Origin of the sequence: Alteromonas lipotrueae, assembly GCF_019249215.1 — a bacterium.
GTDB lineage: Bacteria > Pseudomonadota > Gammaproteobacteria > Enterobacterales > Alteromonadaceae > Alteromonas > Alteromonas lipotrueae.
Genome location: NZ_JAESDI010000003.1, coordinates 283,298 through 297,475 on the forward strand (window position 1 = coordinate 283,298; position 14,178 = coordinate 297,475).

13 protein-coding genes are annotated in these 14,178 nt (G+C 45.2%); 9 read left to right on the plus strand and 4 right to left on the minus strand.

Going from position 1 to position 14,178, the window contains the following annotated elements; genetic code table 11:
- Positions 1 to 6 precede the first annotated feature (6 nt).
- The 9 genes from ileS to JKP82_RS04660 all read left to right on the plus strand — a co-directional run bounded on the left by ileS (position 7) and on the right by JKP82_RS04660 (position 11,591).
- Positions 7 to 2,826 carry an isoleucine--tRNA ligase gene (gene ileS / locus JKP82_RS04620; RefSeq protein ID WP_218396038.1) on the plus strand — a complete coding sequence of 940 codons (2,820 nt, stop codon included), beginning with the start codon at positions 7 to 9 and terminating at the stop codon, positions 2,824 to 2,826.
- Positions 2,819 to 3,364 (plus strand): signal peptidase II, encoded by a 546-nt coding sequence (gene lspA, locus JKP82_RS04625; RefSeq protein WP_159532131.1) that lies wholly within the window; start codon positions 2,819 to 2,821, stop codon positions 3,362 to 3,364. Before ileS ends, lspA begins: the two co-directional genes overlap by 8 nt.
- An 11-nt stretch (positions 3,365 to 3,375) precedes the next feature.
- Positions 3,376 to 3,843, plus strand: coding sequence for an FKBP-type peptidyl-prolyl cis-trans isomerase (gene fkpB / locus JKP82_RS04630; RefSeq protein ID WP_218396040.1), 468 nt, complete (start codon positions 3,376 to 3,378; stop codon positions 3,841 to 3,843).
- 2 nt (positions 3,844 to 3,845) lie between these two features.
- The gene (gene ispH / locus JKP82_RS04635; protein ID WP_159532127.1) at positions 3,846 to 4,790 is read left to right on the plus strand and encodes a 4-hydroxy-3-methylbut-2-enyl diphosphate reductase; all 945 of its coding nucleotides are present in this window, start codon (positions 3,846 to 3,848) and stop codon (positions 4,788 to 4,790) included.
- A gap of 205 nt (positions 4,791 to 4,995) precedes the next feature.
- Entirely contained in the window at positions 4,996 to 5,628 is a 633-nt protein-coding gene (locus tag JKP82_RS04640) for a prepilin-type N-terminal cleavage/methylation domain-containing protein (protein ID WP_159532125.1), read from the plus strand.
- Positions 5,625 to 6,470 carry a PilW family protein gene (locus tag JKP82_RS04645; RefSeq protein WP_218396042.1) on the plus strand — a complete coding sequence of 282 codons (846 nt, stop codon included), beginning with the start codon at positions 5,625 to 5,627 and terminating at the stop codon, positions 6,468 to 6,470. The genes JKP82_RS04640 and JKP82_RS04645 overlap by 4 nt, the downstream gene beginning before the upstream one ends.
- Positions 6,467 to 7,030: a PilX N-terminal domain-containing pilus assembly protein gene (locus JKP82_RS04650; protein ID WP_218396044.1), complete on the plus strand. Its 564-nt coding sequence runs from the start codon at positions 6,467 to 6,469 to the stop codon at positions 7,028 to 7,030. The genes JKP82_RS04645 and JKP82_RS04650 overlap by 4 nt, the downstream gene beginning before the upstream one ends.
- Before the next feature lie 14 nt (positions 7,031 to 7,044).
- Positions 7,045 to 11,127 carry a PilC/PilY family type IV pilus protein gene (locus JKP82_RS04655; protein WP_159532119.1) on the plus strand — a complete coding sequence of 1,361 codons (4,083 nt, stop codon included), beginning with the start codon at positions 7,045 to 7,047 and terminating at the stop codon, positions 11,125 to 11,127.
- Positions 11,124 to 11,591, plus strand: a complete 468-nt coding sequence (locus JKP82_RS04660; protein WP_201299269.1) for a type IV pilin protein — start codon at positions 11,124 to 11,126, stop codon at positions 11,589 to 11,591. Before JKP82_RS04655 ends, JKP82_RS04660 begins: the two co-directional genes overlap by 4 nt.
- Positions 11,592 to 11,595: 4 nt before the next feature.
- On the opposite strand, the gene JKP82_RS04665 is transcribed toward JKP82_RS04660, so the two are convergent.
- From JKP82_RS04665 to JKP82_RS04680, 4 genes are read right to left on the minus strand one after another with little or no spacing between them, the layout of a single operon-like run.
- Entirely contained in the window at positions 11,596 to 12,099 is a 504-nt protein-coding gene (locus JKP82_RS04665) for a PulJ/GspJ family protein (RefSeq protein WP_159532117.1), read from the minus strand.
- Entirely contained in the window at positions 12,086 to 13,021 is a 936-nt protein-coding gene (locus tag JKP82_RS04670) for a hypothetical protein (RefSeq protein ID WP_159532115.1), read from the minus strand. Before JKP82_RS04670 ends, JKP82_RS04665 begins: the two co-directional genes overlap by 14 nt.
- Positions 13,011 to 13,610 carry a hypothetical protein gene (locus JKP82_RS04675; protein WP_218396045.1) on the minus strand — a complete coding sequence of 200 codons (600 nt, stop codon included), beginning with the start codon at positions 13,608 to 13,610 and terminating at the stop codon, positions 13,011 to 13,013. The genes JKP82_RS04670 and JKP82_RS04675 overlap by 11 nt, the downstream gene beginning before the upstream one ends.
- Positions 13,604 to 14,119 (minus strand): GspH/FimT family pseudopilin, encoded by a 516-nt coding sequence (locus JKP82_RS04680; RefSeq protein ID WP_159532111.1) that lies wholly within the window; start codon positions 14,117 to 14,119, stop codon positions 13,604 to 13,606. Before JKP82_RS04680 ends, JKP82_RS04675 begins: the two co-directional genes overlap by 7 nt.
- Positions 14,120 to 14,178 lie beyond the last annotated feature (59 nt).

A 14,178-nucleotide genomic window follows, 5' to 3' on the forward strand; every position in this document is an offset into this window, starting at 1 on the left:
AATTATATGAGTGATTATAAAGCCACATTAAACCTACCCGAAACCGCCTTTCCAATGCGCGGTAACCTTGCTCAGCGTGAGCCTAAAATGCTTAAAGACTGGCAGGAAAAAGGGGTATACACAAAGATTAGAGAAGCGAAGAAAGGTAAGAAGCCTTTCATTCTTCATGATGGCCCTCCGTACGCAAACGGCGATATTCATATTGGTCACGCAGTAAATAAAATTCTTAAAGACATTATAGTTAAGTCTAAAACCTTGTCTGATTTCGACTCGCCGTATGTGCCTGGTTGGGACTGTCACGGTTTGCCTATTGAATTGATGGTAGAGAAGAAAGTGGGTAAGCCGGGCAAAAAAGTGACGGCTGCTGAGTTTCGCCAAAAGTGCCGCGAATACGCACAACGTCAAATTGACGGCCAAATGGTTGACTTTAAGCGCCTTGGTGTGTTTGGTACGTGGGACAATCCCTATAAAACTATGGATTTTCGCTCAGAAGCCGACATTATTCGCGCACTGGGTAAAGTGGTTGAATCGGGCCATTTAGAAAAAGGCTTTAAGCCAGTTCATTGGTGTACAGATTGTGGTTCTGCATTGGCAGAAGCAGAAGTAGAATACCAAGACAAAATCTCACCTGCTATAGATGTGAAATTCCCTGTTGCTGATGCAGACGCTATTGCGGCTGCGTTTGGAGTAACGAGTGAAGACTTAACCGCGCACAAAGCGGGCGTGGTTATCTGGACAACGACCCCGTGGACGCTGCCTGCCAACCGCGCCATCAGCTTGCACCCAGAATTAACCTACGCGATTGTAGAAATCACGTCGACCAACGAATGGTTAGTGGTTGCGCAAGATTTGCTGGAAAGCTGCATGACGCGCTATGGTATTGAAGAGTATCGTGAAGTAGCGACCTGTGTAGGTTCAAGCTTAGATAAACTGCTAGTTAATCATCCGTTCTTAGATTTAAAAGTACCGCTAATTTTGGGCGAGCACGTTACCACTGAATCTGGTACAGGTTGTGTTCACACCGCGCCTGCTCACGGTGTTGACGATTTCAATGTAGGTAAACAATACGACATTGAAGTGTACAACCCAGTCGGTAATAACGGTGTGTATTTAGAAAACACGCCTTTATTTGCCGGCCAGTTCGTATTTAAAGCCAATGATACCATTGTTGAAACGGTAAAAGAGAACGGTAACCTAGTGCTTAACGTGAAATATGAGCACAGCTACCCGCATTGCTGGCGCCATAAAACGCCTATCATTTTCCGTGCTACGCCGCAGTGGTTTATCAGCATGGATAAAAAAGGCTTACGTGCTGAGTCAATCGAACAAATTAAACAAACTAAATGGATCCCAGAGTGGGGCGAAAACCGCATCCAGAAAATGGTAGAAGGTCGTCCAGACTGGTGTATTTCTCGCCAGCGTACATGGGGCGTCCCTATTCCTTTATACGTGCACAAACTTACCGGTGAACTTCACCCTGAGTCAGTTGCACTTGTGGAAAAAGTGGCCGCTGAGGTGGAAACTAAAGGTATTCAAGCGTGGTGGGATATTGACGATGCTGCACTACTAGGTAGCGAAGCCGATAACTACGACAAAGTCACCGATACCCTAGACGTATGGTTCGACTCAGGCGTTACGCACTACTTCGTTGTTGACCAACGTGAAGACATTCCAGCTAGCGCCGATTTGTACCTTGAAGGGTCAGACCAACATCGTGGTTGGTTTATGTCATCGCTAATGACGTCTACCGCCATGCATGGCCACGCACCCTATAAAGAAGTGTTAACTCACGGCTTTACCGTAGATGCCCACGGCAGAAAAATGTCGAAGTCGGTAGGTAATGTAGTTGCACCGCAAGAAGTAACAAACAAACTTGGCGCAGACATTCTTCGTTTGTGGGTGGCTTCTACTGACTACCGCGGTGAAATTGCGGTGTCTGATGAAATTTTAAAACGTGCTGCTGATGCATATCGTCGTTTACGTAACACTTCACGTTTCTTACTAGCAAACCTTAATGGCTTTCAGCCAGAAGATGCTTTGCCAGAAGACGAGATGGTTGCACTAGATCGCTGGATTGTAGCGCGTGCTAAAGCATTACAAGAAGAACTTGTTGAAGCGTTTGAAAAGTACGATTTATTAGTCGTTACGCAAAAGCTTATGCACTTCTGTTCCATCGAGTTAGGTTCATTCTACCTAGATGTCATTAAAGACAGACAGTACACAGCGAAATCTGACGGCAATGCTCGTCGTTCTTGTCAAACTGCGCTGTACCATATTATGGAGGCGTTAGTTCGTTGGATGGCACCCATCACAAGCTTTACGGCGCAGGAGATTTGGGAAGCTTTACCGGGCGAGCGTAGTGAATTTGTATTTACCGAAACCTGGTACGAAGGCTTTAACAGCTTCACGCAAAGTGACGTATTTAACGACGAACTATGGCACCAAGTGTTAAGCGTAAAAGACGCAGCAAACCAAGCTATGGAACAAGCCCGTAAAGACGGTCAGTTAGGCGGTTCGTTAGAAGCGAAAATTGACTTGTATGCTACAGAGTCTTTGTTTAACACCTTGGCTTCACTTGAAGATGAATTACGCTTTGTATTAATTACATCGGCAGTGAATTTGACTAAAGTAGAAAGTGCACCAGACAATGCTGCGGCTACCGATGTTGAAGGTTTATGGTTAAGCGTAAACAAAGCAAGCGGCGACAAATGTGTTCGTTGTTGGCACCATCGTGAAGATGTTGGCACCCATAAGGGGCACGAAGAATTATGTGGCCGTTGTGTAACCAACATTGATGGCGAAGGGGAAACGCGTCAGTATGCTTAATACTACGGCGGATACTAAGCCTAAGCTATTCAGTGAAACTGGTTTACGGTTTCTTTGGATAACCTTGATTGCATTCGTGCTAGATCAGGTGACCAAATACGCGGTGTTAGGTGGTATGTCACTTTATCAATCGATAGAGGTATTACCATTTTTCAATTTAACTTACGTACACAATTATGGCGCGGCATTTAGCTTTCTTGATAGTGCCGGTGGTTGGCAGCGATGGTTTTTTACTGCCATCGCTACTGTCGTCAGTGTGGTTATTTTATGGTGGTTGAAACAATCGCCTAAAAACCAAACCCTGTTGCCTGTCGCCTTTTCTTTTATTTTGGGTGGCGCGCTAGGTAACGTTTACGATCGTTTAGTGCATGGATATGTAATCGATTTTCTTGATTTTCATGTAAACAACATGCACTGGCCAGCCTTCAATATTGCCGATAGCGCTATATTTATTGGTGCAGCCCTATTAATTATTGATATGTTCAAGAACGGCGAGAAGCACAAAAGCGCCGATCCAACCAACACGTCAAAGCAGTAACCGGAGCCACAATGACCGACAACCTAATTATTGGTTCTGACAGCGAAGTTATTCTTCACTTTGATTTGAAACTTGAAGATGGCTCAGCCGCTGACAGCACCCGCGTAAATAATAAGCCCGCGAAAATGGTAATGGGTGACGGTAGTCTTACCCCTAACTTTGAAGCCTGCTTATTAGGACTTCAAAAAGGTGAGAAGAAATCGTTTACGCTGGCCGCGAACGATGCCTTTGGTGAGCCTAACCCAAACAATATCCATTACATGGATCGAAGCCGTTTTGGCGCAGACTTAGAAATACAAGAAGGTGCCATTCTTGCGTTTTCTCAGCCAGATGGCTCAGAAATACCCGGTATCATCAGAAGTGTGGCTGGCGACTCTATCACTGTTGATTTTAATCACCCTCTTGCAGGGCAGACGGTTATTTTTGATGTTGAAATTGTTGATGTAAAAGCCGCACCTGCACCAGAAGGTGAAAAGTAATTATGCAAATTCATCTCGCTAACCCCCGTGGTTTTTGTGCCGGTGTAGACAGAGCCATCACAATTGTAGAAAGAGCACTTGAGATATTTGAGCCGCCTATCTATGTTCGCCATGAAGTCGTTCACAATAAGTTTGTGGTCGATGGGCTACGTGAGCGTGGCGCTATTTTTGTCGATGAATTGCATGAAGTGCCAGATAACTGCATTGTTATTTTTTCTGCCCACGGCGTTTCTCAAGCGGTAAGAAAAGAAGCTGAAAATCGTGGCTTAAAAGTGTTTGATGCCACATGTCCGCTAGTCACTAAAGTGCATATGGAAGTGACCCGTGCAAGTAAAACAGGCACAGAATGTATTTTGATTGGTCACGCAGGGCACCCAGAAGTAGAAGGTACTATGGGGCAGTATAGCAATGATAAGGGTGGGATTTACCTTGTCGAATCTGAGGCTGATGTAGCGACCCTTGAAGTAAAAGACGCCAAGAATCTTTATTACTGTAGTCAAACGACTTTATCTGTTGATGATACCGCAGATGTTATTGATGCATTGCGTGAACGTTTCCCTGACATTCAAGGTCCTCGTAAAGACGATATTTGTTATGCCACACAAAATCGACAAGATGCAGTACGCGATTTATCTCAAGATTGCCAAGTCTTGCTAGTGGTGGGGGCTCAAAATAGCTCAAACTCAAATCGTTTGCGTGAACTAGCAGAAAAAATTGGTGCGAAAGCGCACTTAATTGCCGATGCTAACTGCATTCAGAAGGAGTGGCTTGACGGTATCGAGCATATTGGTGTGACAGCTGGCGCTTCGGCGCCAGAGGTGTTGGTTCAAGGTGTGGTTGATAAGCTTAAAACATGGGGCGCAGTTTCCGCCTCTGAGCGTGCAGGCCGAGAAGAAAATGTGGAATTCGCGGTTCCAAAAGAGCTTAGAGTTAAACAAGTAAGCTAACACCTTTTAGGTATGAAAATTGGTTCTGATTTGAAGGCACTGCATTGATTTGCAGTGCTTTTTTTTACGCTGTCGCATGATGGTAATACAAACTTATACGTTTTATGATTGCTTATACCTTGAGCAAGAAATATTTAGCATAGAATGCTAAATATAAGGTTGTGTCTAAATTTTAGCGTGAATGCCACCGTGCAATGCAGGGACTATGAATCGAACGATAATCACTAGTGGATTGAACAAACAGCAGGGCGTCGGCCTTATTGAAGTGCTTGTTACTTTGTTCATTCTTGCGATTGGGTTACTCGGGGTTGCTGCACTTCAATTCACCGGTTCGTTTGCCAACAAAGATGCTATTAGCCGAACGCAAAGCGAATTTGTTGCGGCTCAAGTTGCAGAGCGCTTACGTGCTGCTGCGCGTGTGGCAACGGTAGGTGATGGCATGGTGGTTAACAACCAATATTTCAATGCAAGTAATTACAACTTCACCGGGCTCACCTGCTCGGGTTCCACCCATCCTTATAAATGTTTTTGTTTGAGTCGTCCTTCTGGGGTGCCCAATTGTGAAACCGCCACCTGCAACGAGCTGGATATGGCTAAATACGATGGCTGGGCACTCTCATGCGCGGCAGTACAAACTAACCCTCAAACCACATTGTCGTTAACCTGTGCAGATAACAATGCAGCGGATGTTTACAGTTGCAGTGCGGGCTCAAGGTTGCAAGTTATTTTAGCATGGCCAGTAGCATCAACAGGTAATCAAACGTATACCTTAAACACGCGTTGCAACCCAAACGAATCAGACAGCAATGCTTGCGTCATTAAGGATTTAACCTTGTGAAGCGTGTACAGGGTTTTTCGCTTGTAGAGCTAATGATTTCATTGGTATTGGGGCTGGTTATTTCTGGCGCTATCATTCAAGTGCTGGTAAGCAGCAGCGTAACCAATACACTAAACCAAGCTGTTTCTCAGGTTCAGGAGTCGGGCCGGTATATAACCAGTCGGCTCACCGGAGAGTTTTACGAAATAGGTCGCTACGACCTTATTACTGCCAGCGTCGATGACTCTGTAGATACCGTATCAGAAGCTGCGTTTGTTCAAAACAACCCGGTTAGTTTAGTTGGAGACTTTTCGGCTAATGCCAGCCTAGGTAGTACTCAAGCATCAAGTGGAGCGAATGATCAGCTAGTAGTAAGCCTGCTTGCACTTGAAGACTGTACGGGAAATAAACATGGCTATGCTGCGGGTGATGAGTTCCATGTTGTGAATCGTTATTTTGTGAGTGGGACAGAGTTTAAATGCACGGGTTACGATGGCCGAGTTTTACGAGGCCTAAAAGCACAATCCGTTTCACCGACTACCGTGACCTTGCTAGACAATGTCAGTAATTTTCAACTTCAGTATGGCGTCAGTGATGTTGCTGAGGATTCCAATGGGCAAGCTATAACCTATGTGACAGCAGACAAGTTGTCAGCGCTACGAGCACAAAATCAACAAGTAGTTGCGCTGCGCTGGGGGATCTTACTTAAAAGCTATCAAAACCAAGTGCAGCAAACCTCAGCTCCTACTTTTGCACTACTTAATGAAAATGCGGTGACCTTAGACTCAGCGCATTACTATCAGGTGTTTACGAAAACGTTATCACTTCGAAATATGAAAAATTTTGTTAGGAGTATCCGATGAAGCAGCGCGGTTTGGTCATGGTGTTTGCATTGCTGGTACTACTTTCCCTTACTATTTTAGGGGTAAGCGCCGTAACTAGTAGCTTATCTCAATCTAAAATGGCCATGTCTTTGCAGCAAAGTGGCTTAGCATTTGATGCTGCAGAAGCGGCAATTGCGGGCGTCTTTTTTGAGTCGGAAGATGAAGTCTTGTTAGAAGATAGCACTAAAACAGACCCTTTATCAGCTGCTCGCCAAATTGCGGCCTTTGATCCAGAAACCGCATCAATGAGTTGTTTTGATGAAAATGAATGGACCGACAGGTACATGACTGAAAGTGGTCTCTCTACGGGCAGTGAGCACACCACAAACGGCACGTATCAAACCCTGGCAGGTACTAAGAGTTGGTCTCGTACCGCGTTTATAAGAGAGCAGGCATGTAGGGGCTCAAGCAACGTGATTGGTGGTAGCAACGTAAATTGCCACGTGTTCATTATTAGAGGCTGCGGCAAGGTAGGTGCCAAATCCACGGTGGTTGCAAACTCCCTAGCGGCATCAGTGTTTGGCCCCGCATCACAATAAGTAGAGTAATAATTATGAAACGCGTGAGTAGTTTTTTTGTCTCGGTAGTGATGTTTTCTTGTATTGGCTTTTCCGCTGTCGGTGATGATTTGGATATTTACTTAGGTACCGCGTCAGAGTCGGCTACTTATAATCCAAATGTACTCTTTATTATGGACACGTCAGGCAGTATGACGGGCAAAGATGGCACCGGCCAATCGCGTATTCTTAGAGTACAAAACGCACTTAAAGAGGCGTTAACTTCAGCCACCAATATAGATGCCGGCCTTATGCGTTTTTCCGACTATGGTGGCCCTATACTCTTTCCAGTAAGCGGGATTGACGATGCTATTCAACCAGAACTCATCACCTCAACCGGTTCAAGTAGTCATGATGCGTCAGAAATCAACGGTACCGTAAATACTAATGCTAACAACCTAGTGTTGAGCTCTGGCACGAATATAGTCACATCAGGCATGCGTTTTACTGAGATGAATATTCCTCAAGGGGCAACGATAGTCAGTGCATATATTCGTTTTACATCAGAAAAATTTAATATAGCAGGCACCACACTCACGATAAGCGGTGAGGCGTCGGCAACTAGCACGGCATTTTCCACGGCATATGACAACCTTTCGTCACGAACTAAAACCGCATCAAAAGTTGAATGGATAAGTAACAATGACTTTCCTTCTGCTGATGAGGTTATTGCCACGCCTGATATTTCATCGGTTATTCAAGAAATTGTAGATTTGCCACAATGGTGCGGCGGTGATGACCTCAATATTCTTATAGAGGGCACAAGTTCAGATACAGCAAGCAGCCGAGAAGCCCGAGCATTTGATTCTGGGCAAACTGGGTCCCCGCAATTGGTGGTGTCTTATGATGATACAACCGCTACAGGTTGCATCAGCGGTGAAAGCGTTTACCAGGTTAGCCGTTCTAACGACAATATAGAAGAAAACAACAAAGGGTATGAAAATACAGGCTCAGAGCTTACTTTCTCAAGCAGCTATAACAGTTATATAGGGGTTCGTTTTCAAAACGTAAACATCCCTCAAGGAGCTGAAATTTCCGAAGCCTACATAGAACTTACTGCTTATAGCAGCTACAACTACAATAACTCGAGCATGTTAATTCGCGGTGTTGCTGATAATGATGCTGACGACTTCTCTTCTGGAAATCGTTATTTGCTTAGAAATATTGGCAAAACGTCAGGTGTAACTTGGACTATGGGGTCGTTTTCATCGGGCAATGATTACGCCTCACCGGATATTTCCGGCGTAGTTAAAGAGATTGTAGATAGAGCGGGATGGCAATCAGGTAATGCGATGGCGTTCGTGTTTAGTGACTTCACCGGCTATCGAGGTGCATATACCTACAGTGGCTCTCAGTCATCCGCGGCAAAATTAGTAGTTAAATTCAATGGTTCAGCCTCGCCTGGGCAGACATCGACAGTGAGAGAACACCTTATCAGTAAAGTTGATGAGCTTACTGCCAGTGGCTATACGCCCATTGTAGATACGCTGTATGAGGCGGTTAACTATTACGGTGGCAGAGACGTTGATTACGGGCTAACCCGTGGTAACTACAATGTTTCAAACACGGTAAGGAAGAATACGCGAGTCAGCCACAGAAGCGCGTATTTGGGCGGTGATGCTGTTCAACCAAACGGGTGTTCCGATGACAATCTATCTGATAGCGACTGTATTAATGAATATATTCCTAGCGGGGCAACCTATATATCACCGGTTAGCGATCTGCAATGTCAGACCAACAATCATATTGTTTTGCTGTCTGATGGGGAAGCAAACAATAACCACAGTGTATCTCTTATCGAATCATTGCTAGGCGATAGCTGTACAGGTAGTGGGGGTGAAAAGTGTGGTTTGAGTTTAGTTAAAAATGTCAGCGATTCGGATACATCGGTTATTGGACGTCGGGTGATCACACATACAATAGGGTTTGCCGCGAATAGTACCGCCAACAATTTCTTGAATCAGCTGGCAGTGCAAAGTGGTGGCGGATTCTATCAAGCTGATGACAGCGCAGAACTGCTTGAAGCATTTAACACTATTCTTCGTTCAGTAAAGGATGTGAATTCTACTTTTGTATCACCCGGAGTAGCGGTGAATCAGCTTAATCGCTTGACCCATAACGACGAACTCTACTTTGCGTTGTTTAAACCCAGTGAAGGTGCTATCTGGCCGGGTAACCTTAAGCGTTACCGATTAGATGGCGAGGATATTTTAGATCAAAACTCACTGGTTGCGGTAGATGGTGATACGGGATTCTTTAAAGATAATTCCCATAGCTTTTGGTCGACTCTTGTTGATGGTAGTGATGTTCGAGAAGGCGGTACCGCGAGCAAAATGACGTCTAACCGTAACTTATATATCTTCGATGGTGCTGGAACTATTGTTCAATCTAGTAATGAACTGCATGAAAACAACGAGGATATTACAGCAGCAATGATGGGGGTTGATGACGAACTCGACGCGGAAGAACTTCGCGAAGTGCTGCTTAAATGGGCGCGGGGCATAGATGTTAAAGATAATGATGGAGATGGTGATACCACTGACTACCGGCTTCAAATGGGCGACCCCATTCATTCTCAACCTGTGGTGGTTAATTACGGCAGCACCGATTCAGCCATATTAGTTGCCACAAACCAAGGTATGCTGCATTCGTTTGACGCTGAAACCGGCGAAGAAAACTTTGGCATTATGCCTAAAACGTTGCTGCCTAACTTGCACCACTTTTATGAAGATATCTCTACGTTTAATCATGTTTATGGCTTAGACGGTGAAATGGTATTGCGTACGGTGGGAACTTCGACTTACCTGTATTTAGGTATGCGCCGAGGTGGCCGGAACTATTATGTGTTTGATGTGACACAGAAGACGTCGCCCACCGTTAAGTTTGTAATCGCAGGCGGTACCTCGGGTCTTGAGAAATTAGGGCAAACATGGTCGCGTCCCACCATCACTAAAGTGCGCTACGGCAGCCAAGAGAAGAATGTCATGATCATCGGTGGCGGTTACGATGAATCGCAAGACGATAAGTCGGTGAGAAGTGCTGATGCCATTGGAAATGCAGTTTATATGTTCGATGCAGACACTGGAAGCTTACTCTGGCACGCCAGCAACACTGATGCCGATTTGAATCTGGTTGATATGAACTACAGTATCCCGGGTCGAATATCCGTGATTGACAGAGACAACGATGGCTTCGCTGACCATATGTATGTCGGTGACATGGGCGGGCAACTGTTTCGCTTGGATATTTATAATGGCGAGTCGGGTAGCAACTTTATAAAAGGTGCGAGGCTGGCTGATTTTGCTGGGGACACCGCCGAAACCAATCGTCGTTTTTATTATGGCCCTGATGTTTCGGAAGTTGCGTTGGGTGACGAATTGTATTATGCCGTTGCAATGGGAAGTGGATGGCGAGCATCACCGCTTGATGTCACGGTAGAAGACAATTTTTATATGCTCAAAGACGATAGTGTATTTAGTCGCGATGTGAATGGTGAATATACCTTCATGAGCACCGTGTCTGAGTCGGATTTATATAATGCCACCGAACATTTGCTCACGAGTAGCGATGAAACTGAGCAAGGCGTGGCCGCATCCAGCTTTGCAAATAAAGCGGGGTGGTATATCGAGCTTACGACCAAGGGAGAAAAAGTATTAGCGTCACCCTTGATACTAGATTATAAAATATTCTTTACTACTTATGTACCTGCCGTAAGCAGTACCAGTTTGTGCGCGCCACCGTCCGGAAATAGCAGGGCATATCTCGTTAACTTATTTAATGCTAATGCCGTAACAGACCTTAATAATAATGGTGAACTCGATAGTTCTGACAGATCCGTAGAGTTACAGCAAACGGGGATCGCACCAGAGACTAAAATTCTTATCGAAGATATAACTAGCCCTGTGGTGTGCCTTGGTACCGAGTGTGCCTCTACCGTTATCAGTGTCGACGATGATGGTAACGAAGAGGCCTGCGGCTCAGTGTTTGAATGTTTAGCGCAAAATATTTATGGTAAGTTTGAACGAATACAACGAGGCAGTTGGCATACAGAAACTGAGCGAGAGGATACATCTCAGTGATTATTAGTAACGAAAGAAATAAAGGCTTTTCCCTTATTGAATTAATGATAGTCGTGGCGATTGTTGGCATTCTTGCCAGTATTGCTTACCCTTCGTATCAGTCTTTTATGACTGATGGGTATAGAGGGACGGGGCAGGCGGATTTGTTGGCATTTGCTGCTGCAATGGAGCGCCATCATAGTGGCTCATTTAGTTACCAAGGTGCGGGCGCGGGCGGCGGAAATACGGGGGCGCCGACTATATTTGCCACTTATTCGCCTTCAACAGAAGCCGCGGCTAATAAACGCTACAACCTCACCATCGTGTCTGCTGATGCAACCAGTTATCAGCTCAAAGCAACACCAGTAAGCGGTTCTGCGCAGGCTGCTGATGGCGCGCTATTCTACTTTAGCGATGGACGGAAAGGTTGGGACGTGAACAATAATGGGTCGTTGGCGGCGGGCGAGTATTGTTGGTCTTGTTAATTCACTAGGGTTTTGCGGGTGATAGTGGCACTAACGGCCCCATGCTCACCACATCTTGCCAACTCGACTGATACGGCGGTGCAACGATAAATGTCAATTGTTGAGTAATAACTTGGCTTTCAAGTTTTTCTTTTTCAGTAAGTCCTTGCACTTCATCAAGCGTGCCTTCTACATTTACCTCCTCCTCGGTATTTAGCGCTTCTTCTGTATGGGGCAATTTGGGCAAAGGTTCTATGATTTGCTCTAAGATAACGGCTTTTGCCACGCTCGTGGAATACGAGGGTGTAATGGTGACGTATGAATTTGGGTTGGTGTTCACGTTTATTAGTAAATCAGTTTGGGCGATCTCAAGTTGATGTCGTGCTTGCTGCACTGCGCGAAGTTGCTGCCACTGTCCGAAAATTTGCTGATAAAGCTTAAGGCCGGCGGTAAAGGTAAGCGCAAAGAGTCCTGATGCGATAATTACTTCGATTAGTGAAAACCCTTTGGTCAATTTAATTGAAGTCATGCCAACTCCCGGGTATGGGTTGCATCTTTTGCAAACCACGAGAATATTGAAGGGTATGTAATACGCTTACATTGAAATCGATGTGTCCGTAGAAAAACGTAGAAACATCTGCATTGCTTACCATAGCGCCTACGAATTTGGCCGAAGCGGCGATAGTGGCTTTAGGGTTTGTAGGCATACTGGTATCGCTTAACATCACCACTAACCCATAAATTTGTGCATGGGATTCAAGGGTGAAATCACCTTTTTCCACAACAAGTAAAACGGGATGATTCGCTTCCCCTATTGTTTCACTCGACGAAATATAACAGTCACCACGAACCCATATAACGAGTTTACCGGTAAGAGCTTCGCACTTATTTGTTATAAGCGGCTCTGAAAAATACATCGGCGTAAAGTGGCTATGATCTCGTTCAAAAAGATGAGGAAGTATGGCGTTGGTACTACCGGTTACCAAGCCAGTGGTAGGAAGACGAACCAATGCGGGATGGCGTAAAAAACCTTGCCGAACAAAGAGTGAAGTCGCAGGGTGGAGCATGGCCACTGTGAATAGGGTTAAATATTGAGAATCCTTCCCAGCGTAGTCAGTGGCCGTTACTGTTGCTCGTGTGAATAAACTTGCGGTTTGCCGCCAATCATCGCTGGTACGCAACTGCTCTGTTAATAGCGTTAAGTCGTTGTGCAGTGTATTCATCACCTCAACATAAGCAAGGCTGCGCTTGTTGGCTTGAAACTCGCTTGTCAGCAGTGAACTGGTTGCCCAAAGTGCTAGTGTTATTAAGCTTAACAGTATACCCACGACACTTAACAATACGGCGCCTTTTACCTTACTAGGACATTTCCTAGCGCTTGCGTCTCTTGCACCTATCACATGTGTTTGGAGGGCTAGTGGGAATGAGTAAAAATCGGCGTTATATTGCATTGGCAACTCGTATATACAGATGTTGCTCGGCGCTCAGTTTTGCAGACGCTTTACTTTGAAGGGCAAGCTTTACCTTGTAAACAGGGGCACGGTTTACCTCACCGTGAAGGGATATAGTGAATTGAGTGACGTACAATTCTGATGCGTCGGTAAGATCATGCCATCCACCTTGTGCGCAACTTTTACTTGCTACACGGTACTCAAGTGCTTTATTGCGCAACCGAAAACCCAATAGCTCGGCTGGATCTTCATGGGTAATGTCTCCGTCAGCATTTTTATCATAAGAAAATAACACACAAGAATTTTCAACCTCTAGTGGATGGTGGCTGATTTCAATAGAGGGCGGTAGCAATGCACCGTTGGCAAAAATCTCTTCAAAGGTGCGAGCTACGTAACCCGCCCGCTGTAGTTGTAAAGAAAGAGACTGACTCAAAAGACGTAGTTCACTGTGCAGTGCGAGTTGCTGCTGAAAGTAACCTAATTCCTTGGAAATGGTAGCAGCCCCCATGGCAGAAAAAAGCACCAATGTTGTGCTGATGGCCATGGCAATGGTGAGCTCTACAAGGGTGATGCCAGATGACGTTAACATAGAGAAACATCCTCAAATGCGGGAGAGGCGCAATACCGTACTCGACCAAGATTATTAATAATAACCTTGCCGGTAAATCGTGCGTTACTTAACGTGACGGTCATTGCGCTGCCGAAGCTCATCCCATGAGTACCATCGAAGGTTAACAACGACTTTTTATTGGCTGGATTAGCAATCACTGCATTATAACTTTGCATCATGAGCCGCTTGTGTTGGCCAAAAACATGGCAACTGCTTGCTACATTGCAATCGCAGTCATTAGCAGAAGTTACGCTGATGCAATGATTAACGGACGAGTCGACTACCAAGGTAATCGGCTTACGCTCAGCGATAGCTAGTGTGCGGGCGTATTTTGCGATGTCAGCGGTATGCCTTAATGCACTTTTCATGGCGATGACTTGCCGCCATTCAACAAAAGAGGGAACCGCTATGCCAGTAAAAATGCCCATTATGCAAAGTACCAGAAGCAATTCTAATAATGAAAATCCATCTGCTTTGAATAAAACCATGCTTTAGTCCGGTTATTTGTCATTTGTTTGCTGTTAGATTTACAGCATAGCGAATCAAC